Annotated in this window: 23 protein-coding genes and 3 pseudogenes; 15 read left to right on the forward strand and 11 right to left on the reverse strand. The window is 62.4% G+C overall.

The window, feature by feature from the left end; translation table 11 throughout:
- Positions 1–202: 202 nt before the first annotated feature.
- The 5 genes and pseudogenes from ACQZ5H_RS29815 (at position 203) to ACQZ5H_RS29835 (ending at position 6,063) form a co-directional block, all read left to right on the forward strand.
- Positions 203–481 (forward strand): hypothetical protein, encoded by a 279-nt coding sequence (locus ACQZ5H_RS29815; protein WP_449099876.1) that lies wholly within the window; start codon positions 203–205, stop codon positions 479–481.
- An 84-nt stretch (positions 482–565) separates the two neighbouring features.
- Positions 566–1,024 carry a hypothetical protein gene (locus tag ACQZ5H_RS29820; RefSeq protein ID WP_449099877.1) on the forward strand — a complete coding sequence of 153 codons (459 nt, stop codon included), beginning with the start codon at positions 566–568 and terminating at the stop codon, positions 1,022–1,024.
- A gap of 44 nt (positions 1,025–1,068) precedes the next feature.
- Positions 1,069–1,819: pseudogene (locus ACQZ5H_RS29825) on the forward strand (ImuA family protein).
- On the forward strand, positions 1,740–3,251 hold the full coding sequence (locus tag ACQZ5H_RS29830) for a Y-family DNA polymerase (protein WP_449099878.1): 1,512 nt from the start codon (positions 1,740–1,742) through the stop codon (positions 3,249–3,251). Before ACQZ5H_RS29825 ends, ACQZ5H_RS29830 begins: the two are co-directional and overlap by 80 nt.
- Positions 3,248–6,063, forward strand: a pseudogene (locus ACQZ5H_RS29835) (PHP domain-containing protein). The gene ACQZ5H_RS29830 and the pseudogene ACQZ5H_RS29835 overlap by 4 nt, the downstream one beginning before the upstream one ends.
- Positions 6,064–6,098: 35 nt before the next feature.
- Here ACQZ5H_RS29835 and ACQZ5H_RS29840 read toward each other — a convergent pair.
- The 5 genes from ACQZ5H_RS29840 to ACQZ5H_RS29860 form a co-directional block, all read right to left on the reverse strand.
- Positions 6,099–6,989: an alpha/beta fold hydrolase gene (locus ACQZ5H_RS29840; protein ID WP_449099879.1), complete on the reverse strand. Its 891-nt coding sequence runs from the start codon at positions 6,987–6,989 to the stop codon at positions 6,099–6,101.
- A 57-nt stretch (positions 6,990–7,046) separates the two neighbouring features.
- Positions 7,047–7,721 (reverse strand): SOS response-associated peptidase, encoded by a 675-nt coding sequence (locus ACQZ5H_RS29845; RefSeq protein WP_449099880.1) that lies wholly within the window; start codon positions 7,719–7,721, stop codon positions 7,047–7,049.
- A gap of 257 nt (positions 7,722–7,978) precedes the next feature.
- A complete protein-coding gene (locus ACQZ5H_RS29850) occupies positions 7,979–8,542 on the reverse strand; it encodes a DUF4142 domain-containing protein (RefSeq protein ID WP_449099881.1) in 564 nt (187 codons plus the stop codon).
- A gap of 823 nt (positions 8,543–9,365) precedes the next feature.
- Complete coding sequence (locus tag ACQZ5H_RS29855; protein ID WP_449099882.1) at positions 9,366–10,463, reverse strand: sialidase family protein; 1,098 nt, start codon at positions 10,461–10,463, stop codon at positions 9,366–9,368.
- The gene (locus tag ACQZ5H_RS29860; protein WP_449099883.1) at positions 10,460–10,720 is read right to left on the reverse strand and encodes a SemiSWEET family sugar transporter; all 261 of its coding nucleotides are present in this window, start codon (positions 10,718–10,720) and stop codon (positions 10,460–10,462) included. The genes ACQZ5H_RS29855 and ACQZ5H_RS29860 overlap by 4 nt, the downstream gene beginning before the upstream one ends.
- Positions 10,721–11,224: 504 nt before the next feature.
- Here ACQZ5H_RS29860 and ACQZ5H_RS29865 point away from each other — a divergent pair.
- Positions 11,225–11,713 carry an NUDIX hydrolase gene (locus ACQZ5H_RS29865; RefSeq protein ID WP_449099884.1) on the forward strand — a complete coding sequence of 163 codons (489 nt, stop codon included), beginning with the start codon at positions 11,225–11,227 and terminating at the stop codon, positions 11,711–11,713.
- Positions 11,714–11,760: 47 nt separating this feature from the next.
- On the opposite strand, the gene ACQZ5H_RS29870 is transcribed toward ACQZ5H_RS29865, so the two are convergent.
- Positions 11,761–11,961, reverse strand: coding sequence for a hypothetical protein (locus tag ACQZ5H_RS29870; protein WP_449099885.1), 201 nt, complete (start codon positions 11,959–11,961; stop codon positions 11,761–11,763).
- Positions 11,962–12,413: 452 nt separating this feature from the next.
- Here ACQZ5H_RS29870 and ACQZ5H_RS29875 point away from each other — a divergent pair, with 452 nt between their 5' ends.
- Together ACQZ5H_RS29875 and ACQZ5H_RS29880 are read left to right on the forward strand one after the other, a co-directional pair.
- A complete protein-coding gene (locus ACQZ5H_RS29875) occupies positions 12,414–13,415 on the forward strand; it encodes an SDR family oxidoreductase (RefSeq protein WP_449099886.1) in 1,002 nt (333 codons plus the stop codon).
- A gap of 44 nt (positions 13,416–13,459) precedes the next feature.
- Positions 13,460–14,623, forward strand: a complete 1,164-nt coding sequence (locus ACQZ5H_RS29880) for a zinc-dependent alcohol dehydrogenase (protein WP_449099887.1) — start codon at positions 13,460–13,462, stop codon at positions 14,621–14,623.
- Positions 14,624–14,811: 188 nt separating this feature from the next.
- On the opposite strand, the gene ACQZ5H_RS29885 is transcribed toward ACQZ5H_RS29880, so the two are convergent.
- The gene (locus ACQZ5H_RS29885) at positions 14,812–15,066 is read right to left on the reverse strand and encodes a hypothetical protein (protein WP_449099888.1); all 255 of its coding nucleotides are present in this window, start codon (positions 15,064–15,066) and stop codon (positions 14,812–14,814) included.
- A 163-nt stretch (positions 15,067–15,229) separates the two neighbouring features.
- Here ACQZ5H_RS29885 and ACQZ5H_RS29890 point away from each other — a divergent pair, with 163 nt between their 5' ends.
- From ACQZ5H_RS29890 to ACQZ5H_RS29905, 4 genes are all read left to right on the forward strand, one after another.
- Positions 15,230–15,403, forward strand: a complete 174-nt coding sequence (locus ACQZ5H_RS29890) for a DUF3606 domain-containing protein (RefSeq protein ID WP_449099889.1) — start codon at positions 15,230–15,232, stop codon at positions 15,401–15,403.
- 104 nt (positions 15,404–15,507) lie between these two features.
- A complete protein-coding gene (locus ACQZ5H_RS29895; protein ID WP_449099890.1) occupies positions 15,508–15,657 on the forward strand; it encodes a hypothetical protein in 150 nt (49 codons plus the stop codon).
- A 15-nt stretch (positions 15,658–15,672) separates the two neighbouring features.
- A complete protein-coding gene (locus tag ACQZ5H_RS29900; RefSeq protein WP_449099891.1) occupies positions 15,673–15,927 on the forward strand; it encodes a DUF2934 domain-containing protein in 255 nt (84 codons plus the stop codon).
- Positions 15,928–15,952: 25 nt separating this feature from the next.
- The gene (locus tag ACQZ5H_RS29905) at positions 15,953–16,162 is read left to right on the forward strand and encodes a hypothetical protein (RefSeq protein WP_449099892.1); all 210 of its coding nucleotides are present in this window, start codon (positions 15,953–15,955) and stop codon (positions 16,160–16,162) included.
- Positions 16,163–16,252: 90 nt separating this feature from the next.
- On the opposite strand, the gene ACQZ5H_RS29910 is transcribed toward ACQZ5H_RS29905, so the two are convergent.
- Positions 16,253–16,696, reverse strand: coding sequence for a hypothetical protein (locus ACQZ5H_RS29910; RefSeq protein ID WP_449099893.1), 444 nt, complete (start codon positions 16,694–16,696; stop codon positions 16,253–16,255).
- Between the two features lie 227 nt (positions 16,697–16,923).
- On the opposite strand from ACQZ5H_RS29910, the gene ACQZ5H_RS29915 reads away from it, so the two are divergent.
- Together ACQZ5H_RS29915 and ACQZ5H_RS29920 are read left to right on the forward strand one after the other, a co-directional pair.
- Positions 16,924–20,922: a PAS domain S-box protein gene (locus ACQZ5H_RS29915; protein ID WP_449099894.1), complete on the forward strand. Its 3,999-nt coding sequence runs from the start codon at positions 16,924–16,926 to the stop codon at positions 20,920–20,922.
- Positions 20,923–21,059: 137 nt separating this feature from the next.
- Positions 21,060–21,482 (forward strand): low affinity iron permease family protein, encoded by a 423-nt coding sequence (locus ACQZ5H_RS29920; RefSeq protein WP_449099895.1) that lies wholly within the window; start codon positions 21,060–21,062, stop codon positions 21,480–21,482.
- A gap of 505 nt (positions 21,483–21,987) precedes the next feature.
- Here the strand turns inward: ACQZ5H_RS29920 and ACQZ5H_RS29925 are convergent.
- Both ACQZ5H_RS29925 and ACQZ5H_RS29930 read right to left on the reverse strand, forming a co-directional pair.
- Positions 21,988–22,238: pseudogene (locus ACQZ5H_RS29925) on the reverse strand (Ku protein); the annotation flags it as partial.
- A gap of 49 nt (positions 22,239–22,287) precedes the next feature.
- Positions 22,288–22,668 carry a response regulator gene (locus ACQZ5H_RS29930; protein WP_449099896.1) on the reverse strand — a complete coding sequence of 127 codons (381 nt, stop codon included), beginning with the start codon at positions 22,666–22,668 and terminating at the stop codon, positions 22,288–22,290.
- A gap of 117 nt (positions 22,669–22,785) precedes the next feature.
- Here ACQZ5H_RS29930 and lov point away from each other — a divergent pair, with 117 nt between their 5' ends.
- Positions 22,786–23,835: a blue-light-activated histidine kinase gene (gene lov, locus ACQZ5H_RS29935; RefSeq protein ID WP_449099897.1), complete on the forward strand. Its 1,050-nt coding sequence runs from the start codon at positions 22,786–22,788 to the stop codon at positions 23,833–23,835.
- Between the two features lie 562 nt (positions 23,836–24,397).
- Here the strand turns inward: lov and ACQZ5H_RS29940 are convergent.
- A complete protein-coding gene (locus tag ACQZ5H_RS29940; RefSeq protein WP_449099898.1) occupies positions 24,398–24,571 on the reverse strand; it encodes a hypothetical protein in 174 nt (57 codons plus the stop codon).
- Between the last annotated feature and the right edge of the window lie 18 nt (positions 24,572–24,589).

Below are 24,589 nucleotides of genomic sequence, written 5' to 3' on the forward strand. Positions count from 1 at the left end.
CAGGCGCTGCCAGGGCAGGTGACGACGCCGCGCTACGGCACCCCCGTCGCCGCAGGGCGACATTTGGAGAAGCTACTGCCATGCGCGAGCCGCGAGGCAGCTATTCCTTGCTTATGCAGCCTACGGCCACCATCTTCCTAGCACCGCCGACACTTCTTCGGTTACGACGCTGCGACCTACCGGCACGCGCGGGGAGAGCATCATGAATAGTATTTCCAAAACGCTGAATGAAATGACGCTCGTCGAGCGCTCCAGCCTCCTCGACAGGGTCGCCGACGCTTTGGAGGCCACCGCAGAAGAGGCCGAAGATGCGGGAGATGTTCTGTTTGCCACCAACTCGACCTGCGTCGCAAACACCATTCGAGGTATGTCAGGGACTTTAGGCATCGGCGACCTCCCAATCGCCGAGCTTCTGCTCGAGCAGGGCATCATGCTCGTCCACCAGTATTCCAACCGGAGCCCGCCAGAGACCCGCCATTAGTGCTGCGGAAGCCGGCAGGTTCAACCGTCTCCGTGGTCACGCTTCGAGGCATGGGAACCGCGTCCCGCACCGGTCGCCCTCCGGATGGCACATTCGATCGCAGCCCATCGACAGACGGCGACGCAGTCGCTTGAAGCTGATGCTCGCTCCAAACTGTGCGACGAGAACCTTCCGGTCGAGCCGGTCGCGACGGTTGCACACGGAGCACTCCACTTCGATGACTTCGACACGGACATCCTTCAGGGTTGGGCCGCCCTCGTTGTCGGGCGCAGGTCGTCGTCTTCCCATTCCATCTCCAATGCCCGCGGCTTCATTCCAGAGCGGCGGCTGACTACTCAATCCGATATCCACATGCAAGGCGCCGACGAAGACAAAATTATTTTCAATCGCGGCGCCCACTTGCGAGATTTGGCTACGATTTTGATTCCACTTATCAAATCTAAGCGTCCGCTAATCCTAGGACTAGATTCCTGCTCTTTCGACCGTCTTGACGCCGCGCACGATAAGGAACAGATAGAGAACAATCAAGTTTTCACGACATGATGTCGTCCCTGTTCCACCGCGATTTTCGAAAGGATTCGTGACCGATGTCGGTTGCCCGCGAGACAGTCCTGGCAGATCTGCGCGAACGCATCTCCGTCCTAGAGGGCGGCGTCGCGAAGCAGGCGGGCTGCCTTCCGTTCGGCGTGTCCGATCGACCGCGTCTTGCTGGGCGGCGGTCTCGCCCGCGGCGCCCTGCACGAGCTCGCGGGCGGCGGGTCGGGTACGGTCGACGGAGCGGCGGCCGCGCTCTTCGCCGCCGGGATAGCCGCCCGGACGAAGGGCAAGATCGCTTGGTGTCTGACCCGGCCCGATCTCTTCTTTCCGGCGCTCGCGCAGGCCGGCCTTCATCCCGACCGGGTCGTCTTCATCGAAGGCGACAAGGAGGAGGACGTCCTCGCGAGCATGGAAGAATGCCTTTCCTTCGGTGGACTGGGCGTCGTCGTCGGCGAACTCGTCCGGCTGCCGATGACGGCGTCCCGCCGTCTGCAGCTCGCCGCCGAAAAGACCGGGACGATGGCCATCGCCGTCAGGCGGTGGAGACGACAGACTGAGGCGAACGACTTCGGCCAGCCGACGGCGTCGACGACCAGGTGGCGGGTCAGCGTGCTGCCGTCTGAGGAGCTTCCGGTTCCGGGACTCGGACGCGAGAGGTGGCTCCTGGAACTTATGAGATCGCGTGCGGGCGAGTGTGCTGAGTTTGAGATCGGAGCCTGCGATGACAAGGGTCGTATCTATCTATCTTCCCGATCTGCCGACCGATCGAATACGTCGGGCCGATCCATCAATATCGCCTGAGCAAGCCATCGCCGTGATAGCGAAGTCCGGCTCCAAGCGCTGGGTCTCCGCCGCCGACGCCGCAGCGAGGAAGGTCGGCGTGCGGGTAGGGATGCCGGCCGCAAAGGCGCAGGCGATCTTCCGCGATCTGATGATGGTTGACGCCGATCCCGCGGCCGACGCCGCCGCCCTCGAGCGGATAGCGCTGTGGGCGCTGACCGTCTATTCGCCGATCGTCGCCGCCGACGGGACGGACGGCATCGTCATGGACACCGAGGGCGCCGACCATCTGCAGGGCGGCGAGGAACCGATGTTGGCGGGCATTGCCAACCGCTTCCGCTCCAAGGGGCTGACAGCGCGGGTCGCGATCGCAGACACCTGGGGTGCGGCTCACGCCTGCGCGCGAGCGATCTCGCGCGAAACCGTCATCGTCCCGAAAGGCGAGATCGTTCGGGCGGTCGAGAAGCTTCCGCTCTCCCTGCTGCGGCTCCCGGAGAAAATCGTCGGCGACCTCCGGACGCTGGGCTTCCAGACCGTGGGCGAGCTCGCCAACACCGCGCGAGCGCCGCTCGCGCTCCGCTTCGGCCCGGAGATCGGGCGTCGCCTCGATCAGACGTTCGGCCGGATGTCCGAGCCGATCGAGCCTGTGCGCGCGCCGGAATGGATCGAAGTGTCCCGTGCATTCGCGGAACCCATCGGCGCGGCGGAGACGATCAACAAGTACGTCGGCCGGCTGGTGACCCAGCTCGTCGGCGAGCTTCAGAGCCGTGGCCTTGGCGTCCGCCGGACCGACCTGCTCGTCGAGAAGGTCGATGGCACCCGCCAGGCTATCCGTTCCGGCACGGCGAAGCCTGCGCGCGACGTGGCCTGGCTGACAAAGCTCTTCAAGGACCGCACCGAGCGGGTCGAGCCGGGCTTCGGCATCGAGAAGCTGACGCTCGTCGCAGTGATGACGCAGCCTCTCGACGAAGAGCAGCGCTCCTCATCGCTCGTGCAGGAGGAGACGACCGACATCACGCCGCTCATCGATATCCTCGGCAACCGCGGCCAGCGCGTCTACCGCCTCGCTCCCATCGCCTCCGACGTTCCCGAGCGATGCGTGCAGAGGATCGACCCGGCCGCGGACGACGTCGGGCAGACTTGGGTGGGCCATTGGAAGAGACCGGTCCGCCTCCTTGACCGGCCCGACCGTATCACCGCGATCGCGCTGACCCCCGACCATCCGCCGCGTGCGATCACCTGGCGGGGGAGGCGGCATGCGGTGAAACGGGCGGACGGCCCGGAACGCATATTCGGCGAGTGGTGGATGCGAGACAGCGAGCTGGAGTCGGTGCGCGACTACTACGTGGTCGAGAACGAAATCGGCGAGAGGTTCTGGGTCTACCGCTCCGGCGACGGCGTCGATCCGGAGACCGGCGACCGCCAATGGTACATGCACGGAATATTCGCATGAAGTACGCGGAACTCCAGGTGACGACCCACTTCAGCTTCCTCCGCGGGGCTTCTTCGGCGGACGAGTTGTTCGCGACCGCCAAGGAACTCGGCATCGAAGCCGTCGGCGTCGTCGACCGCAATTCGCTAGCCGGGATCGTGCGGGCGCTCGAGGCGTCGCGCGCGACAGGCGTCCGTCTCGTCGTCGGCTGTCGTCTCGATCTGCAGGACGGCATGTCGATCCTCGCCTATCCGACCGATCGTGCCGCTTACTCCCGTCTGACCCGGCTCATCACGCTCGGGAAGAGCCGCGGAGGAAAGAACAACTGCGTCCTCCATCTCGACGACGTCGCTCTCTATTCCGAAGGTCTCATCGGTGTTCTCGTGCCCGATCTGCCGGACGAGACATGCGCCGTGCAGCTTCGGAAGATGCACGAGATCTTCGGCAACCGCGCCTACGTCTCGCTCTGTCTGCGCCGTCGGCCGAACGACCAGCTCCGCCTGTACGAACTGTCGGAACTGGCCTTCAGGTTCAAGGTGCGGACGGTCGTCACCAACGACGTCCTCTTCCACGAGCCCGGCAGCCGCCAGCTCCAAGACGTCGTCACCTGCATCCGCAACAACACCACGATCGACGCCGTCGGCTTCGAACGCGAGCGCCACGCCGACCGATACTTGAAGCCGCCGCACGAGATGGAGCGCCTGTTCCCGCGGTACGAGGAGGCGCTCGCCCGGACGATGGAGATCGTCGAGAAATGCAGGTTCTCGCTTGAGGAGCTGACCTACCAGTATCCCGAGGAAGCCATCGTTCCAGGCATGGACGCCCAGCAGTCGCTGGAGCACTACGTCCGCGAATGCATCCCGAACAGATACCCCGAGGGACTGCCGCAGAAAGTCTTGCGTGCAGTGAAGCATGAACTCGAGCTGATCAAAGAGATGAGGTACGCGCCGTATTTCCTGACCGTCTTCAGCATCGTCAAGTTCGCCCGCTCTCAGGGCATCCTGTGTCAGGGCCGTGGATCCGCCGCCAACAGCGCAATCTGCTACATCCTCGGCATCACCAGCATCGATCCCGAGACCAACGACCTCCTGTTCGAGCGCTTCGTCTCCAAGGAGCGCGACGAGCCGCCGGACATCGACGTGGACTTCGAACACGAGAGGCGCGAACAGGTCATCCAGTGGATCTACAAGACCTACGGCAAGGACAAGGCTGCCCTCTGCGCGACCGTCACCCGCTACCGGGCGAAGGGCGCGATCCGCGACGTCGGCAAGGCGCTCGGTCTGCCCGAGGACGTCATCAAGGCGCTGTCGTCAGGCATGTGGTCGTGGTCCGAGGAGGTCAGCGACCGTAACGTCCGCGAGCTCAACCTCAACCCAGAGGATCGCCGCCTCGTCCTGACGCTGAAGCTCGCGCAGCAGCTCATGGGCGCGCCACGGCACCTCGGCCAGCACCCCGGAGGTTTCGTCCTGACGCACGACCGCCTCGACGACCTCGTTCCGATCGAGCCGGCCAACATGAAGGACCGGCAGATCATCGAGTGGGACAAGGACGACGTCGAAGCCCTCAAGTTCATGAAGGTCGACGTCCTGGCGCTGGGCATGCTGACTTGCATGCAGAAGGCATTCGACCTCATCAAGGAACACAAGGACGACGATCTCGACCTGGCGACGATCAAGCAGGAAGACGCCGCGACCTATGCGATGATCCGGAGGGCCGACACGCTCGGCACGTTCCAGATCGAGTCCCGCGCACAGATGGCGATGTTGCCCCGCATGAAGCCGAGAACCTTCTACGATCTTGTGGTGCAGGTCGCCATCGTGCGGCCGGGACCGATCCAAGGGGACATGGTGCATCCGTACCTCCGACGCCGCGAGGGCAAGGAAAAGGTCGAGTATCCGACGCCGGAGCTGGAGGCGGTCCTCGGCAAGACGCTGGGCGTGCCCCTGTTTCAGGAGAGCGCGATGAAGGTCGCCATGGTCTGTGGGCGGTCGCGGACGCAGCGCGCATCGTCGCCGCCCGCATGAACAAGGAGTTCGAAAGCGTCGACAATGTGTGGCGGCGCTCGGACGTGCCCACCGAGGCTCTCGTCCAGCTTGCGGAGGCCGACGCCTTCCGGCCCTCGTTGAACCTCGAACGCCGCGATGCGCTCTGGGCGATCAAGGCGCTGCGCGACGAGCCGCTTCCCCTTTTCGCGGCCGCGGCCGAGCGCGAGGCCGCCGTCATCCCCGAGCAGCAGGAGCCGGAGGTCGAACTGCGCCAGATGACGGAAGGCCACAACGTCGTCGAGGACTACGGCCACATCGGCCTGACGCTGCGCGAGCATCCGATCGCGTTCCTGCGCCGCGACCTTCGGGCACGGAACATCATCACCTGCGCGGAAGCGATGAACGCTCGCGACGGCAGATGGGTATACGCTGCGGGTTTGGTGCTGGTGAGGCAAAAGCCGGGGAGCGCCAAGGGCGTCATGTTCATCACCATCGAGGACGAGACCGGTCCGGCTAACATCGTCGTTTGGCCCTCGTTGTTCGAGAAGCGGCGTCGCGTCGTCTTAGGGGCGTCGATGATGGCAATCAACGGGCGCATCCAACGGGAAGGCGACGTCGTCCATCTCGTGGCTCAGCAGCTCTTCGACCTGTCCGGAGACCTCTCCGGGCTTGCAGATCGCGACGTGGACTTCAAGCTGCCGACGGGCAGGGGCGACGAGTTCGCTCATGGTTCGCCGGGCAGTCCGGATTCGAGGGACCGGCCGCGTCCGGTGCCGGAGGCGAGGGACATCTTCGTGCGCGACCTGCACATCGATACATTGAAGGTGAAATCGAGAAATTTCCATTGAGGGGTGAGCTTGGGCAGGAGGAAGCCAAGGGCGTCTCACTGTTCCGCTGCCCAAGAGCGAACCGTTAGGACGGCATTGGCAAACTCTTCCGGAGCTTCCCAGGGAAGATTGTGGCCGCACTCGACGACCCGGTGCTCGTGCCTTGACCTAAACATCTTCGCGTGATCAGCCGTCCCACCAGGCTTTAGCGGGTCTTGTGTTCCATCGATGGTTATAGCCGGGACATTGATAGGCGGCTTCTGCGCCAGCCGTGACTCCAGCTTTTCAAGCGCAGGATCTCCGGCTGCCAGACCGAAGTCGAAGCGATAGGAGTGGATCACGATGTCGACGAAGTCGGGGTTGTCAAACGACGTCGCGGTCCGCTCGAAAGTCTCCTCGTCGAATTCCCATGTCGGCGACCACTGCATCCAAAGCATCCGGCAGAGATCACGGCGATGAAGCGACAGGCACTCCCGGCCCCGTTCATGCTGAAACAGATGCTGGTACCACACCGCGTGCTCGAGAGCGGGATCGTAGCTGTGGCGGAGCCGCTCTACGTCAATGACGTCGTAGCCTGCGTACGAGACCAGGCCGGCCACGCGTTCCGGCCACAGAGCAGACGCCACGCAGGATGCGAGACCTCCCCAGTCGTATCCCGCAAGGGTGGCTTGCCGAATCTCCAAGGCGTCCAAGAGATCCACGATATCCTTGCCAAGCGCCGACTGTTGCCCGCTACGCATGGAGGCCCCTGAAAGAAAACGAGTAGGGCCGAACCCCCTTAGATAGGGCACGATCACCCTTGCTCCCGCCTCCACCAGCCGTGGCGCAACCTCGTCGTAGGCATGAGGATCATAGGGGAAGCCGTGCGAAAGGACGACTGGCCAGCCGTCGGCTTCGCCTAACTCGAAGTAGGCGATTTCAAGAACTCCAGTTGCGGCCCTTCGCATCAATCTTTGCCTCCATGTTCCATGGAGCCGGGGCAGCGAATGCCGCGGCGGTGGTGATCACAGCGGGTTCACCTCAGGGAGTGGCCGACCTTCGAATTTTGACGAGTTTACATCCCGGCTGACCCGGTGAAATTCCAGTCGATCATCCAGGTTCTCCCTGAGCAGCTCCTTCGCCATATGACCGGGCGTCGCAGGATCGAGCCAATCCTTATAGACGCCGGGCTTCAGTATTACCGGCTGCCTGTCGTGAAGCGTCTTCATTGGATTGCCCGCCGGCATGGTGACGATGGTGCAGCTCGTCACGCCGAGCCTGTCGTTGTGCGCCCACAGTCCTGCGAAAGAAAACGGCTGGTCCCCAGGCAGATGGATGTGCCAGGGATCTTTCTTGCCGTCGTTCTGGTTCAACGTCCATTCGTAGAACGCAGACGCCGGGATGAGACATCGCCTCGTCTTGAAGGCGTCGCGGAAGGCTGGCGTCGTGTCGACCGTCTCGACGCGGGCATTGAACAATGTCGCCTTCGGAAGCTCTTTCGCCCAAAACGGGACCAGCCACCATCTCGCTTCCTCCGCGATCTGCCGACCTTCGCCATCGTTGTGCACCATCAGGACCGTCTGGGTGGGAGCGATGTTGAAGCGTGACGCCGTATTGCGGCCGCGCTCGATGTCCCAGGGCAAATCGTACAAGTCGACGAACGCCGGCCATTCATGTTCGAACGTGAACCTGCCGCACATGCCTTACGCTCTCCCGCTTTTGAGGACCGCAAGATCGCGTTCCAGATCACGATTTGCAAGCACCGAAAGCATGAGGTTGTCCGCCAGCTACGAACAGGCCCAGGAAATGGCGCGTCTTCGACGACGAGCACCCGTCTTCCCACCAAGTCCGAAGAACTCATGAGGCGAGGTCCCATCTTGTCCAAGAGGCCGGAGAGCGATCTCCGGCCTCTTGGACGGGTCAGTGCCAGTACATCCGTGGTCACCGAACCTGACGGTTAACCGACCTTCGACTTCAGCATGTCGAGGTGGTCGATGTGTTCCTTGATCTGGCCGCGAGCCAGCTTGGTGACGCTGAGGTGCTCGCGGTTGTGGCCGACCTTGAGGTAGTCCTCCTGGATCGACAGCAGCTTCTTGTGGCCGTCGAGCTGTGCCGTGACATAGGCCTTGTCGAACGCGGCGCCGCTGGCGGCCCTGAGCTTGTCCAGCGCAGCCTTGCCTTCCGCGTCGAGCATCGCCTCGACCTCGCTGTCGGACGGCGGCTTGAGAGCGCCTTCGGCCTTGCGGTCCATCTCCATCGACTTCAGGATGTCGGCGATCGTCTCCTGCTCGGCGACTTCCCACTTCGCGAATTCCTTCACCATGGGATCGGAAGCCTTCTCCACCGCAACACGGCTCGTCGCCAACGAAAGCGATCCGACCTTCTTCGTATCGTCCGCGTGTTTCTTCTCGGCCTCGCCGGGCGCGGCGGCGGCTGTCTGAGCGAAGCCGGCGGTAGTGGAAAGAAGGGCGGGCAGAGCGGCCGCGGCGGCGACGGCAGTCAGCATTGTTCGGCGGTTCATATCTATCTCCAGGTTCTTGAGCGGCCCGATAACCTAGAACGGGATCGAAAGTTCCCTCGTCGAGGGCGTGCTCGATGCGTTCGACATGATGAGCGTCGGTCGACGACCTTCGGGCCGGGCAGTGCGCATTGCCACATCGAGTTTCCACTCCGCGAAGCTGAAAGCGCTCTGGAGACCGACGACGACGCCTCGGCGCCAAGCAGACTCTATGGAGAAACCGTGGATATTAACGGAGCGCCGGATCTCACGGGAAGGATCGTCCTTGTGGTCGAAGACGCCTACTACGCCGCGGCAGACACGGCGGCGGCGCTGCGCTGAGCCGGTGCGGAGGTGCTGGGTCCTGTCCGAGCGAGGAGAATGCGTTTGTGCTTCACGGGGAGAAAGCGCCGACCGCCGTCCCGCTTGATCTGAACCTCTGCGGCGGAGGTCCGCGCGATCGCCCATGCGTTTGTCAAGGAGGGCATACCCTTCATTTTCCTGACTGGCTACGATCCGGACGTGATCCCGGACGAACTCGCCCATATCGTAAGCCGATCGCCCTGCGCAAGATCGTCGAGGCTGTGAGCAGCCTCTGACGTTTTTGCGCATGAACGCTGTTGGCGCTTCCCTACCATCAATATCGAAGCGGAATTGTTCTGCCGGACGCGCCAATCAAGCTTAGTTGGAGCGCGGAAAACATCGGTTTCCTTCAGCATGTTGAGGTGGTCAACATTTTCATGATCTGAACCTGAGCCCCTTCTTTCTGACGCGTCGGCAGTTCCTGTCGACTTTCAGGGGCGGATGGGCGCCTCGCGCTTGGTAGAGGCGGCACCACTAGCCGCCACTACAATCCATATCCCAAGATGGTGGAAGCCGCGATAAAGCGCTCCTTGCCGAAGTTGTAATAGTAGACGGAAAGAATTCGCCCGTCTTTCAGCACCACGGAACGCGGATAACCAATATCCGGCAGCACTGCATCCCTGCGGATTTCGACCGTCTCTGACCAATTCCGCCCGCCGTCAAAGCTGTTGATCATCCGCATGCCGGGGTTGACACCCCGAAAGCCGTAGATGAGAGTTAGGGCCTGCCCATCCAAGAGCACGACACTTCCTGGATTGCCGCCCGGTCCAGTGTCATTGACAGCAATGCCGACCGACTGCCAGGTGGTCCCATCGTCTTCGGAGCGAAATGTCTCCAGCCACCCCGGTTCTTCAATTCCTCGGCCACGCCGGACAAGGCTCACTATCGCGCCCGTCGGAAGCCGGACGCTCGACGGCATTATGGCATAACCTTCTCCGTCGAAAGGAAGAAAGCTTTTGAAGTGAAATGTCAGCCCTCCATCAGTCGTCTCAATGCACAGGCACCGGCCTTCGGCGCCGTCGGGCTTCGCGACGGTCGTCATGAAGAGGGCGTGGTCGTTGGATAGCGGCACGACGTCGGTGCGCGACGCGAGGCCTTTGATGTCGAGTCCTTTGAAAGCGAAAGGCCCTTCCCACCGCCGGCCGCGGTTCCTCGTAACGTAAAACCAGCTACAGGCGCGGCCGTCGAGACCGGTGCGCGCCACCATCACGGCAATTTCAGGGTCCAGAAAATCGATAGGCGTCGGAAGTGCCGAAATGTCCTGCTCGACAAGCTTGGAGCCTGACCGCAGAGACGGGGCGAGGTGTTCATCGGCAGAAAGACTCGCGCCGCCCGGCACGAAGCCAGCGAATGGCTCGGATGACCATGTCGCGCCGCCATCGATGCTTCGCGCCTGAAGGGGGTTGAATTCATGACTTTTATCTCGGGCGTGAAGCGTGCCTTGATCGCCCAGTCTTCCGTCGGCGAAGACGACAAGAATTTCGTTATCCCATGCCCAGAGACCGTAATTGGCCGGCCATGCCGAAAAATGGCCGGGCCGACGAAAGACCTCCTGGTGGCTGATCCGCAACTGTTCGGTCATTCTCGACGCTCCCGGAGCTTTGCGACAAGGATATAGGCTGAGAGGCAGAAGCAGATGCTGTTCGCGAAGATGATGGGAACTTCGCCTTTCATGAAGCCGAAGGTGGTCCAGAGCGCGAAGCCTGCCACTGTCAGAATGTACATCCGGATCGAAATGGCTTCGGTGGCCTTGGTCCGAGCGACCTTTACCGCCTGTGGAATGAAGCTTACGACCGAGCATATGGAGGCGGCATAGCCGACCAGAGAAACAGGATCCATGGGCTCCTCAAGACATTCTTCCCAGAACTTCGTTCTCGGCATCGTGTTCCATATGCTCCACGAAACCGCGGGCATTCGAAAGGTGACGATTCTCGACTATGGTGGGCTACGAGCACCGGAGTGAGGCAGTCTGTCCGTTCGCCCCGGAGAGCTCCTCCGTCGCGCCAGCCTGATGCGCACCACGACTGTTCATCGAGCGCCATCCCGCAAGTTGGAAAGGTGCCTCGACTGGAACGGAAAAGGCCCGCCGCCGAGATTTCCTGGGCTACGACGGACTGTTTCCACGTGGTCCGCTGTCATGCGAGTGCTCATTGCAAGATGCGGATGAATGAGCAAGCTATTCGCGACCGCGCGGTCGTCGGAGCCGCACCCAGAAGACGGTGACTTTCTCGGATAGGTCGGCTTTACGACTGTTTACGCCGAGGTGGCGCCGATGCCCCGATGAGAGACCTGGGAACCGTGGCGGCCAATGACCGTTCTATGTTCGAACCCCAGAGACACTCCATGCCGGACGATCAGGACCAAGAGCACCTCCCGGACGTCGCCGCGGAAGTTGCGGCAGAGATTGTGCCGGTCGAGCAGTTTGGCGCGCTGTGCGTCCGCAAGAATGCTCTTGGCGGCGATGAAGTTCTTCTGATCACCACGCGTGAGACCAAGAGATGGACCATTCCGAAGGGATGGCCGATCAATGGCCTCAAGCCCCATGAGGTCGCCGAGCAGGAAGCTTGGGAGGAGGCGGGCGTCCAAGGCCGAGCACGGAGGCGACCATTCGGCAGCTTCTGTTACATGAAGAGGATCGCCGACGGTGCTGTGGTGCGCGCATGCGTCGACGTGCACGTCCTCGAAGTCCGGCGGCTGAAGCGCCGGTTTCCCGAGCGTCGCGAGCGCAAGCTCGCGTGGGTAGCGTTGGACGACGCGACGCGCATCGTCGTGGAGCCGGAACTGCAGGAACTGCTTCGAAAGTTCAACCGCGCCAAATCCAGCGAGAACTAGCGAAACTTTCTCGCTGTCTCACGTTCACTTAGCACGAGGAACGGAGCTTAGCTCTTGGCGACCGACGACAGACTGCTGCCGAGAACGGCTGGCGGCAGGTCCCGCTCGGCGACATCGTATCGCTCCGAACCGGCGTCTTCGGAGGCGGGAACATCGAAATCAGCGATCCTACGGTGATGGTTCCCACTCCATCGGTACAGCGCATCGGCCTGGCCATACACGAGCTTGCGGCGAACGCCGCGGTGCATGGGGCGGCGCCGATGGACCTGCGAAGCCCGCGAAAGGATTCGGCAACATCCTGATCGGCGCGGTGATCGAGCCGCAGCTCGCAGGCACCATCACCCGCGAGTGGCGCGGCGACGGCCTTCGCCTCTTCATCGAACTGCCGTCGCTCGATCGGATTGGCGGCAGGCTGAAATCGTCTCCCTGAGCAACGGCGCCAAGCCCGTTTCAAGGTAGCTCTGGTCGCGCTGCGGCTGCTCTCGGGTCGAAGTCCCAGTTCCCATCGGGTGATCCCTCGTATTTTCCGATCACGGCCGTGCTCCCTTAAGCGAGATGTGCAGGCGGGCGTGTCCAGACCAGGTATGGGCCAACCCCTCGAGCTCGGAAACGACCCGCACGCTCTGTTCCTCGACGGAACAAGGAGCTGCCACCGAAGTTGGTGATCTGGGCACCACGGCCCGGATCCCAAGGGGGTTTCATGACTGCTCGCTCACCAGTCCCGATCAGCCGACGAGCCGTCCTGGCGGCGGCAAGCGCCACGCTTGCAAGCTCGGTTTTCCCGGCCGCTGCCTGGCCGGCTTCGAACCAGCAGGAGAACACGAAGATGGACAATCCGACGACCAAGTACCCGAAGCCGCCATTCCAGAAGCAGAGCCAGCCGTTTCCTGGCCTCGCCGGCAAGATGGATCCGAAGCCCGATCACGGCGAGACCTCCTACAAGGGCTCCAGTCGTCTGGAAGGGCGAAAGGCCCTGATCACCGGCGGCGATTCCGGGATGGGTCGCGCGGCGGCGATCGCCTATGCCCGAGAAGGCGCCGACGTCGCGATAAACTACCTGCCGGACGAGGAGCCGGACGCGAAGGAAGTCATCGCGCTTATAGAGAAGGAAGGACGAAAGGGCGTAGCGCTCCCCGGCGATCTCCGCGACGCCGCCTTCTGCGAGAAGCTTGTCGATGACGCAGCGAAAGCCCTTGGCGGTCTCGACATCCTCGTCAACAACGCCGGTCGCCAGCAGCAGGCGCAATCGATCGACGACATCACCTACGACGCGTTCGACGCGACGATGAAGACGAACATCTACGCGACCTTCCTGCTGACGAAGGCAGCCCTTAAGCATATGCAGCCGGGCTCCGTCATCATCCAGACGACGTCGGAACAGGCCTACGATCCGTCCGAGAATCTTGTCGACTATGCAATGACGAAAGCCGCGATGATGAACTTTACCAAGTCGATGGCCAAGCAACTCGGGCCGAAGGGCATCCGTGTGAACGGCGTTGCGCCGGGTCCGATCTGGACGCCGCTTCAGGTCAGCGGCGGGGCGACGATGGAGAAGCTCGAGAAGTTCGGCGGCGACACGCCCATGGGCCGTCCCGGCCAGCCGGCCGAACTAGCGTCGATCTACGTTCAGCTTGCAGATCCGCAGGCAAGCTATGCGACCGGCCAGGTCTACGGAGCGGCAGGCGGCGGCGGGCAGCCATAAGCGGCCTCGATTCCGCACGATAACCATTCTCAAGGAGACACCAAATGAAAGCACTCACCTGGCACGGAAGCGGCGACATCCGATGCGAAGAAGTCGACGACCCGATCATCCAGGACGACCGCGACGCGATCATCAAGGTGACGAGCTGCGCGATCTGCGGCTCCGACCTGCACCTCTACGGTGGCTTCGTGCCGGGCATGCACGCCGGTGACGTCATGGGCCACGAGACCATGGGTGAAGTCGTCGAGGTCGGCCGCGGCAACTCGAAACTCAAAGTCGGCGACCGCGTCGTTGTTCCCTTCACCATCTCCTGCGGAGAATGCCGCCAGTGCAAGTGGGGACAGTTTTCGCTGTGCGAGCGGTCGAATCCCAATGGCGCGGAACAGGCCAAGCAGGTCGGCTATCCGACGGCGGGCCTGTTCGGGTATTCCGAACTCTACGGCCGATTCCCCGGCGGCCAGGCGCAATATCTGCGCGTGCCCTATGCCGACGTCGGCCCTATCAAAGTCCCCGACGGCCTTTCCGACGAGCAGGTTCTCTTCCTGTCGGATATCTTTCCAACAGGCTACATGGCGGCGGAGAACTGCGACATCGAGCAGGGACAGACCGTGGCCGTGTTCGGCTGCGGCCCGGTCGGTCTATTCGCCATCAAGTCGGCCTTCCTGCTCGGTGCGGAACGTGTGATTGCTATCGACACCGTTCCTGAACGCCTTGCGCTGGCGCAGCAGTCCGGCGCCGAGACGCTCGACTATATCGACGAGGATCTTCAGCAGCGAATCCTTGACATGACGGGCGGCAGGGGTCCGGACGCCGTCATCGAAGCCGTCGGAATGGAAAGCCACGGCGCCGGCGGCGTCATGGAGACGATGCAGACCAAGCTCACTTCGACCGAACGCCCTTACGCCCTTAGCCAGGCGATCATGGCATGCCGTCCGGGCGGGGTGGTCTCCCTGCCAGGCGTCTTCGTCGGATCGGCCGTCCCTGCGCCGCTCGGGGCGTTCGTCGGCAAGGGACTGACGTTGAAGACAGGCCAGACCCACGTTCAGCGTTACCTGAAGCCGCTCATGGACCTGATCGAAGAGGGTGCTATCGATCCCTCCTTCCTGATCACCCATCGGATCGGCCTCGAGGAGGGGCCGGAGGCCTACAAGACGTTCCGCGACAAGGCCGACGGCTGCGTCAAGGTCGTTATCCGACCGAACGGCTAAAGCTGCTGGCCTCGCGGCTGTCCGCGAGGCCGCTGTTCCATGCTTCGACCCGTCATCTATGACGGTCGCCGCGAGAGAGCGTTACGGCCACAGCCGACGTTGTCCGCAAAGAGAATAAAGATTCGGGAGACGTCGGCAGCCCGAGGCACGCTCCTACAAGGACTTCGCAGCGTCGGGGCGGCGCTCTCCTACGAGGGCGGTGACTGAGCCGCCTCAACAGCCGACTGCATCCGCTTGATGGAAATCCTCCAACCGAATGGAGAGACATGCGCGGCGACGCCGTTGGCGTCTTCGTCCAGCAAGAGCCCTGTCACGATCCAGTCCGCCGGCGCGACGCCCGGCAGGTTTTCGCTCTGGAGCATGTCTGCCAGTTCCTCAGAGGTGGCCAGACCTCCGACTAGATCGCTGTCGGCCCCGAGGGTCCAGAGAAATCGTGCTTTCATGTCAGGGCTTCCATCGAACATGTGAGAGCTCATACCCCCAGTACGATCGACAGCCAAGCAAATCAACATGAAGCTGCCCTGCCGGCCGACGCTGGTGGGTCACAATGGGAACTTCTTGAAACGACGTCCGTTTTCTCGGCGTGCAATCATAAGGAGGACGACCATGGCAAAGACATCGAGAGGCCGCGCCCAGGACCGCGCCCAGGTAGCCGGCGGGCAGGATCACGAAGTCCGGTACGAGGCGAAGAAAGAAGGTGTTTCCAAAGACGCCGTAAAGCAGGCTGTCAAAGCGGCCGGAAATTCCCGCAAGAAAGTCGAGGCTCAACTCGGCAAATAGGCAGAGTTTCAGTACGCTCTCGTACTGATCAATCCGTTCGTTGGCGCGTTACTCTGTCGGAGGACGCGACCATGAAGGACGGAACTGCCAAGAGCAGAAACTCAATGACGGCTGCCGATCGGCTCGCTGCGAGCGAGCGCACGAATTCAGCCGCCCGTGAAGCGCTTGCCGAAGAGCGTCGGCGGCGCGAGGAGAAGACGGAACGTTTGAGAAAGGCTCGCTTACAGGCGCAGGAGCAGGGCCGCCAGCTTTAGCCCGAGGAGGCGATGATGGACGACGACATTCGAAAGGACGCATACAGACGCTGGGAGGACGAAGGTCGTCCGGAAGGCCAGCACGAGCGACATTGGCGCGAGGCCGAAGAGGTCCATCGGTCGAAATCGAGCGGGACGCCACAGACGTGGTCGTCGGACCATGGCGGCGGGGTCTATCCACCGGACGGAAGCGAGACTTCCTCGGACGCAATCCGTTCGAACGAGCCGGGAAGCTTCAGGCCGGGCGAACTCGCTTCCGAAAACAAGTGATGTTGTCCAGCAAGGGGAAGCCACGATGATCGATCCTCCGTCCAACGAACTGCATACTGCCGAACGCAGGGTCGAGCTCGGCCAGACCGTCGATTACGAAATCCAGCTTCTCGTCGAAGAAGCCCATCTTGTCGGCTGGACCCGCGTTGAGTTCCTGACTGCAGTAATGGACGTAGCGAATGCCCGACTGTCGGCGATCGAAGAGGAGCGCGAACTCGACCAGGGAAGCGCTTGAACCACCTTCTTCCAGCCACAGAACTTGTCGGATGGGAAGGGCGCCACCTCAGGGCGCCCTTTCTTCAGAGAGCTCGTTCCGGGCCCGAATTCATCGAGTTGCGCCCCAGATGTAGGCGAGAGCCGCCACGATCCCGACCGCGGTCAGCGGCCGCTCGCGAATTCTTCCTTCGACGCCGCGGACGAAGGAGCGCCACTCGTCCCTTGCGAGGTCGGCCGTGCCGCTGGCGACTTCGGAAGCCTGGCCGGTGATGCGGGCCGCATCCCTGCGAAGGGCCTGAACGCGTTCGCTCCCGTCGCCGAAAGAGGAATGGCGCGTGGAGCGCAAGGCTTCATCGACGAGCGGATATTCGTCTTCGCTCGAATTCGCGCCGTCGTCTCGAACGTTCGCCGCGGAAGTGTGGACGGCGGACACCGGATCGGAGGCAGGGAAGCTATCTTCAAGGCCCTGTTCAAGCGGATCCTTCGCCGTCCGGTTCCTGGCACTCTCGGCATTATAGGATTGGACCGCGGGGGAATCGTTTGGATCTGGCATCGGGCTCTCCGTTGTTGAGCAAGGCGCTGGGCTGGGGATTTTGCGCAAGAGGAACGCCGAACTCGACAACTTGTTTCCCGTCACCATTCCGTCGATCACACAAAGATAGGCTGGTGAAATCAGGACGGCGCCAAGTCTTTGATATGAAAAGTTCTGCCTGGCGGTGTATGCACTTTCCTACCAGAGACATTCGCCTAGATAGGCACCAAACAACAGCATCGGCCGACATGACAACCGACAAGTTCGACTTTCTTTCCCATCGCGGCGAGCTCGCCACGCTGATCCGTAATCTCGACTGGAGCCTTACCTCGCTCGGATGCCCTTCCGGGTGGCCCGAGGCGATCAAGGTGACGATCTCCACGATCCTCCAGTCGACGGTTCCGATCGTCACCCTGTGGGGCGACGACGGCGTCATGATCTACAACGACGCCTACGCGGTCTTTGCCGGCGGTCGTCACCCGGTCCTCCTGGGTTCGAAGGTCCGCGAAGGCTGGCCCGAGGTCGCCGACTTCAACGACAACGTCATGAAGGTCTGCCTTGCAGGAGGCACGCTTGCCTACAAGGACCAGGAGCTGACCCTCCATCGGACGGGCCGGCCAGAACAGGTCTTCATGAATCTCGACTACTCGCCGGTGATGGGCGCGGAAGGCGTACCCTGCGGCGTGATGGCGATCGTCGTCGAGACGACCGACAAAGTGATGGCCGAGCGCTGGCGACAGGGCGAGCAGGAGCGCCTGCGGTTGATGTTCGAGCAGGCGCCCGGCTTCGTCGCGATGCTCGCCGGCCCGGACCACGTCTTCGAGCTGACGAACGCGGCCTACCGGCAACTGGTCGGCCACCGCGACGTTGTCGGACTTCCGGTGCGCGAAGCTCTGCCGGACCTGCGGGGGCAGGGCTTCTTCGAACTGCTCGACGATGTGTACCGGACGGGCAAGGCCTTCGAAGGAAAGGCGCTTCCGGTCGACTTTCAGCTCTCGCCGACGGCACCTGTCGAGCGGAAGCATGTGGATCTCGTATATCAGCCGGTCGCCGACGCGACGGGCCGCGTCGTCGGCATATTCGCGCAGGGAACGGACGTCACCGATCGCGTACAGGCAGAGGAGGCCCTGCGAGCGAGCGAGATGCAGAGTCGACAGGTCCTCGACGGCGCCGTGGACTACGCGATCCTCGCTCTCGATCTGGAAGGCCGAATACTTCGGTGGAACGAAGGCGCTCACCGGATCTTCGGCTGGACCGAGGCTGAGATGCAGGGCGTGCATTGGGATGTGCTTTTCACGGGCGAGGAACAGGTGGACAAGCCCCGCGAGGCAGCGCGGGCGGCCCTCGACTTTGGCCATGCTCATCACGAGCGATGGCATGTACGAAAGTCCGGCGAGCAGTTTTGGGCCGAGGGAGAGATCAGCACCATCTTCGGCGAAGAGAGCCAGCCGGTAGGATTCGTAAAGGTTCTGCGCGACAAGACGCCGGAGCATCTGGCATCGGAAGCGGTGAAGGAGGCTGAGGCACGACTGCGGCGGGCGCAGGAGGCGGGCGGGGTCGGCGTCTTCTCCCTCGACCTCCAGACGAACGTTCTCAGCCCCACCCCGGAGTTTAGCAAGATATACGGCCTCCCTGACGCAGGCGAAATCCCGATCGTCCGCGTCGAGGAACTGGTCCTGGAAGAAGATCGAGAGATCGGCTCGAACTCTCGGACACGGCTGACAGGCGAGTCCCCTCTCAACGTCGAGTACCGCATCCGGCGGGCCGACGACGGTCGCAAGCGCGTCATTGCACGCAAGGGCGAGTTCGAGTTCGATGCCCAGGGCAGACCGATCCGTTTCGTCGGCGTGGTCCAAGATGTCACCGAGCGACGCCGCGCTCAGCGCGAGCTCCGTGAGAGCGAGGCCCGGTTCCGTGCGCTTACGCAGGCAATTCCGAACCAGGTGTGGACCGCGACGCCCGATGGCATGCTCGACTGGTTTAACGAGCGTGTCTACGAGTATTGCGGACGTTCGGTCGGAGAGCTCGACGGGGAGGGGTGGGCGACGATCGTCCATCCGGAGGACGTCGTCTCGGCGGCAGAGCGATGGCTGGAGGCTCTAGCCTCCGGCGAATCCTACGAAAAGGAGTTTCGACTTCTCCGGGCGGATGGGAACTATCGCTGGCACCTCGCCCGTGCGGTGCCCATCTCCGACGAGGAAGGGCACGTCGTCCGGTGGATCGGAACGAACACTGACATCGAAGAACAGCGCGAGACGCGCGCGAAGCTCGAGGCGCTGAACGTGACGCTTGAGGAGCGGGTCGCCGAGCGCACCGCGGACCGGGACCGGATGTGGCGGCTGTCGACCGACATCATGCTCGTCGCCGGGTTCGACGCGAAGATCGCCGCCGTCAACCCTGCATGGCGTAAGGTGCTTCACTGGGAGGAAGACGAGCTCTTGGGGCGCTCGTTCATGGACCTCATCCACCCGGACGACAAGGAAGCCACCTTGGCTGAGGTCGAAAAGCTCGCCGACGGCGCCACCACCTTTTCCTTCGAGAACCGCTATCAGGCCAAGGACGGGAGTTACAGGATCATATCCTGGACCGCGGTTCCGGACGACGCGTTCATACACGCGGTCGGGCGGGACGTGACGGAGGAACGGGAAGCCGCCGCGGCGTTGCGGAAGACGGAAATCGCCCTCCAGCAGGCGCAGAAGATGGAGGCGCTCGGCAACCTGACCGGTGGTGTCGCCCACGACTTCAACAACCTGCTGCAGGTCGTGGCCGGCAATCTCCAGCTTTTGATGAAGGACGTGGTGGGGAACGACAAGGCGGAACGGCGCATCGCCAACGCCCTGGGCGGCGTCGACCGAGGTGCGAAGCTTGCATCGCAGCTTCTGGCGTTCGGACGTCGGCAGGCACTCGATCCGCGCGTCGTTAACGTCGGGCGGCTGGTCCGTGGGATGGACGAGATGATCCGGCGCACCATTGGAGAGGGCGTCGAAGTCGAGACGATCGTTTCCGGCGGTCTCTGGAACACTCTCATCGATCCCATGCAGATCGAGAACGCCGTCCTCAACCTCGCCATCAACGCCCGCGACGCGATGGAGGGTTTCGGGAAGCTGACGATCGAGGCCGGCAACGCCTATATCGACGACACCTACGCCCGCAGGTACGAGGAGGTCGAGCCGGGCCAGTACGTCGCGTTGTCGGTTACGGATACGGGAAGCGGAATGCCACCTGAACTGATCGCGAAGGTGTTCGAGCCGTTCTTCTCCACCAAACCGGAGGGCAAGGGTACCGGTCTCGGCCTCTCGATGGTCTACGGCTTCGTCAAGCAGACCGGTGGACACGTCAAAATCTACAGCGAAGTCGGCCACGGCACGACCGTAAAGATGTACCTGCCGCGGTCCGTGCAGCAGGAAGACGTCGAAGTCGTTCAGACTGATCTGCAGGTAGAAGGCGGGCAGGAAACCATCCTTGTGGCCGAGGACGACGAGGGCGTCCGCGCAACTGTCGTCGAACTGCTGCAGGAACTCGGATACCGCGTCCTGAAGGCGTCGGATGCGTCAGCGGCACTTACGATCATCGAAAGCGGCGTTCATATCGACATGCTGTTCACCGACGTAGTCATGCCAGGGCCGCTTAAGAGTAGCGACATGGCGCGCAAGGCGAAGGAAAAGTTGCCAAACCTGGCCGTCCTCTTTACGTCGGGATACACTGAAAACTCAATCGTCCACGGCGGCCGCCTCGATCACGGTGTCCAGCTCCTATCCAAGCCGTACTCGCGCGAGGCGCTCGCCCACAAGGTCCGCCACGTGCTGAACAACGAGGCGCAAAAGCGGATCGGGCGGCAGCGGACGCATTCCGAGAGGGCGCCAGAGGTGGGTTCGTTCCCGACGGCGCCAGACAACGCGAAGCGGGTCCGCGTCCTTCTCGTCGAGGACGAGATCCTCATTCGAATGTCGGAGGCCGACATGCTGGACGAACTCGGATATGAAGTCCTCGACGCGGCTTCCGCAGAGGAAGCGCTGCCGCTGCTGGAGCAGGGAGGCATCGACGTCGTCATCTCGGACCTCGGGCTCCCCGGCATGAGCGGGGAAGACTTCTGCCGCGAGGTGCGCCGACGGTGGCCGGACGTCGGCATCATCTTTGCGACCGGTATGGACCGCGGCCCCGAGCTGGATGAGCCCGGAAAGACCGCTATGCTAACGAAGCCCCATGGTCTGGAAGCTCTGAGAGCGGCGCTTGCGGCCGTCGCCTAGCCTTCGGTCAGGTGTCTCGTCGTGCTGGATTGCGGTGGGTAGGATCCGGCCCGGACTAAAGTCCTATCTGCCGCTCCGACAGGAACAGCTCTGGCCTTGTTCGCGTTATAATTTTGCCGGGCAACAGTGAGTCTTCCATGAGCGACAACGTTCTTTCCAAAGGTTTTTCGAAGTTTGCTACGACCATCGCGGACGTGTCTGGGAAGCCGGCGACATTCGTGCTGGCAGTGGTACTGGTCATCGTCTGGGCCGCCTCGGGTCCGGTCTTCGACTACAGCGAGAACTGGCAGTTGGTGATCAATACGAGCACCACGATCATCACCTTCCTGATGGTGTTCGTTCTGCAGAACTCGCAGAACCGCGACGGCAAGGCCTTGCAGGCGAAGCTCGACGAACTGATCCTGACATCGCAGGCCCAGAACAAGTTCGTCGGCATCGAGAAGCTGGACGAGCAGCAGCTTAGGGAAATGAGTCAGAAGCTGGCGGAGAAGGCTCAATGCGTCGAGGAAGTCGCAGAGGACAAGGCCGAGGAGCGTGAGAGCAGGCCGGCATCAGGCTGAAGCCGCCTCATGGCCGCCGTCGCTCCCGACGAATGTTCCGCCGGGTCGCCGAGCGGCGGATTCTTGCAACCGCGATCCCGAGACCGCCTACTGCTGCACCCGCCAGTGCGCCGGATGCGGCGTCCAGGTCATAAAGCTGCAAGGTGATCCTTCCTTCAAGCACGAGGGCAGCGCAAGCTGCCGAGACCGCAATCTTTCGCATCTGCCTCTCCTGATTTTCCATCGGCGTCGCCATCGAGGCGTCCCGAGACGTCGAGCTCACCGTTCCTTCGAGCATTCGTCGATGATTTCAATCGCTCTTTGAACGCAAACCTCCGCGCCCTCGACAATCGTAGCTGTCGGCTGAGCGGGTCCGAGGTCGATTACTCTGTTGCTGCCTGGCCCCGTTATGACAGCTAGGTGTCCGCTCGGGCTGTAGATCGCGATCCGGTAGCCACGATGCTCATGGATTCGATTTGGCAGCTTTCCGCTCCTTGTGTAGGACCTAACGCGCACGGGCGTGTAGCTAGCCAGCTTTCCTGTTCTTCAGCTCTTCTGCCACCGACTTCTTCAGCGCGTCCATGATGTTGACCACGTTCGACTTCGGAGCGGCTTCGGAGGCCTTGCCTTCGCAGACTTCTTCGGCTTCAACGCCTTCTTTTTCTCCTCGATAAGCTTGAGGAGACTTTCCTGGATCGGATCGCTGACCATGTCAGGTGACCAATGCGATGTCTGCTGCTTGATCAGCTTCTGCACCAGCGGCACCAGGTCGGGATCTAGGAGGCCGCGCTCCATAAGCGGGTCGACCATAGTACGGACGGCATTATCAGTCCTGGTTCGCGACACTGGTTTCGGACAAAATACCCCGTAATTTCTCCTCAAGGATTTCCGGCATCGTCGGCTTGTCGACCCAAGCGCCCTCTTCGAATATGAGTTCGTCCACGCCCGCACCAGCGTAGACGATGAAGGGAACGCGAGCCTCGACGAGACGTTCGACGACGTCGGAGCACAGGCCGTCGTTCAGCCTGGGATCCACGATGGCGATGTCCGGACGGTTGGAACCGAGCCAGGCAAGCGCTTCCGCCCTAGTGTCGAACGAGGTCACCGACGTTGCGCCGAAGTCGCGAAGCATCTCCTCCATATCCAGTGTAATAAACGGCTCGTCTTCGAGGACGAGCGCGTGCCCGATGTTCCGATCGTGTGCCATGACCGTAACCTAGGCCCTCGAACCAACGGGTGCAAGTGACGGTTTCGCGATGGACGCAGAGCTGAAACCATCGGCCCTTTTGGACGTTTGGCAGTCGAAACAGTGAAGGGTTGTGCCGTGTCTTCAGCAGAGAAGTCCAACCTCCATGGCGACCGCCCGGCGGCCGCGTCGAAGCAGGGGATGGAGGACCACAAGGAATTGGCGACGTTCGCGTTCCAGAGGACGCGGATGCCGATTGTCGTCGCCGACGCCCGCGAGCCGGACTATCCCATGGTTTTGGCGAACGACGCCTTCCTCGACCTCACCGGGTATTCGGCAGACGAGGTTCTTGGGAATAATTGCCGGATGCTTCAGGGGGAGCACACGTCGCGAACGGCAGTGGCCGGAATCCGCGCCATCATTGCCGAGGAGCGCGAGGGCACGGTAGAGATCCTCAACTACCGGAAGGACGGCAGCCCCTTCTGGAACCAGCTCCACCTCAGCCCGATCCGAGAGGACGACGGAACGCTCGCGTACTACTTCGCGTCCCAGATCGACGTCACCGAGCTGCGGAAGGTGCAGACCCTGGAGGAGGCGGAGCATCGGCTGCTTCTCGAAGTCGACCACAGGACCAAGAACGTTCTCGCTATCGTCGACAGCATCGTTCGGCTCACAAGGGCCGACAACGTGGCGGCCTATGCCGCGTCCGTCCAGCAGCGCGTCCAGGCGCTTTCACGCACTCACATGCTGCTCGCCGAAAATGGATGGCAGGAAGCTTCGCTTCGGGAGATAGTCGCACTCCAGGTCTCCGTGTTCGGCGAGCAGAACGTCGAGATCGATGGGCCGTCCATCATGATCCCGGCGCCGTCCGTCCAACCGATTGGCCTCGCGATCCACGAACTAGCGGCGAACGCGGCTGTCCATGGCTCGCTGTCTCGTCGCGGAGGCGCTCTGGCGATAAGCTGGAGGAGGGAGGGCGACGGCATCTTTCTCGAATGGAACGAGACTGGAGGGGATGGTCGGCAGGTCGCAGAGCGAACAGGCTTCGGCAACGTCCTTCTCGGCGCCGTGCTTGAAAGGCAGCTTGGCGGAAAAATCACGCGCGAATGGAAGGAAGACGGCATGAGCCTGTCCGTTGAACTCCCATCTCTCGACCGCGTCGGCCGCGAGCTGAAGTCGAATCCGTGAGCTCCCGCTGGAAAAACGGGACGGCGCATGAACGCGACAGGACCAAGATTCTACGAGCTCGCCCAACTGGAACGCTATGCGCTGCTCCACCGCCTGCGGTCACGCTCGAGCGCACCGCTCGGTGGGTCGCCGTAGAAGGCGACGACGCGCAAGTTCGGAGCATTCAAGTATACCAAGGACAGTAATGCGAATTCCGACAACGTGACCGTCCACCGGATCGAAGTTAAAATCATAGCGGAGGTTTTTCCCGAGAAACCGTCCGGAAAAGCCAACGGTTCTCGGTGAGCGCGGCGTCGAAGAGCGAACCCAGCCGGGCCCGCGAGGTCTTCTTCGCGAACTCGCACGATAGGGATTGCATGGGCTGTCGACACGCCGTCGTCAGTGGTTGTCGAGCGGCGTGTCGTCGTGCGCGTTGCGCGTCTGCATCGCCAGGTCGCGAAGATCGCCGACTTTATCTGTCCGATCCTCCGACGCCGGGAGTGACAGCATAGAACGCAGCTCGGGAAACGTCTTTCTTCGAAGCGCCGGGATGCTCCCTCCGAACCGCCGAGATCCTTGGGTTTCAGCGCGGCGTCGCCAGCCGCTCGACGGTCTCGGCGATCTTCTCCAATTCGGCCACTGTGGTCCCGTTCATGGCGACACCTGTCGGCAAGTTCGCAGGTCGGCAGATGACGACTCGGTCCTCCACATCACCAGTTAGCCTGGAGCTGATGACGTTCGGCACCTGGGTCGACATCGCCCGGCCCGTGGCGGA

This window comes from Rhizobium sp. 21-4511-3d (genome assembly GCF_053522545.1).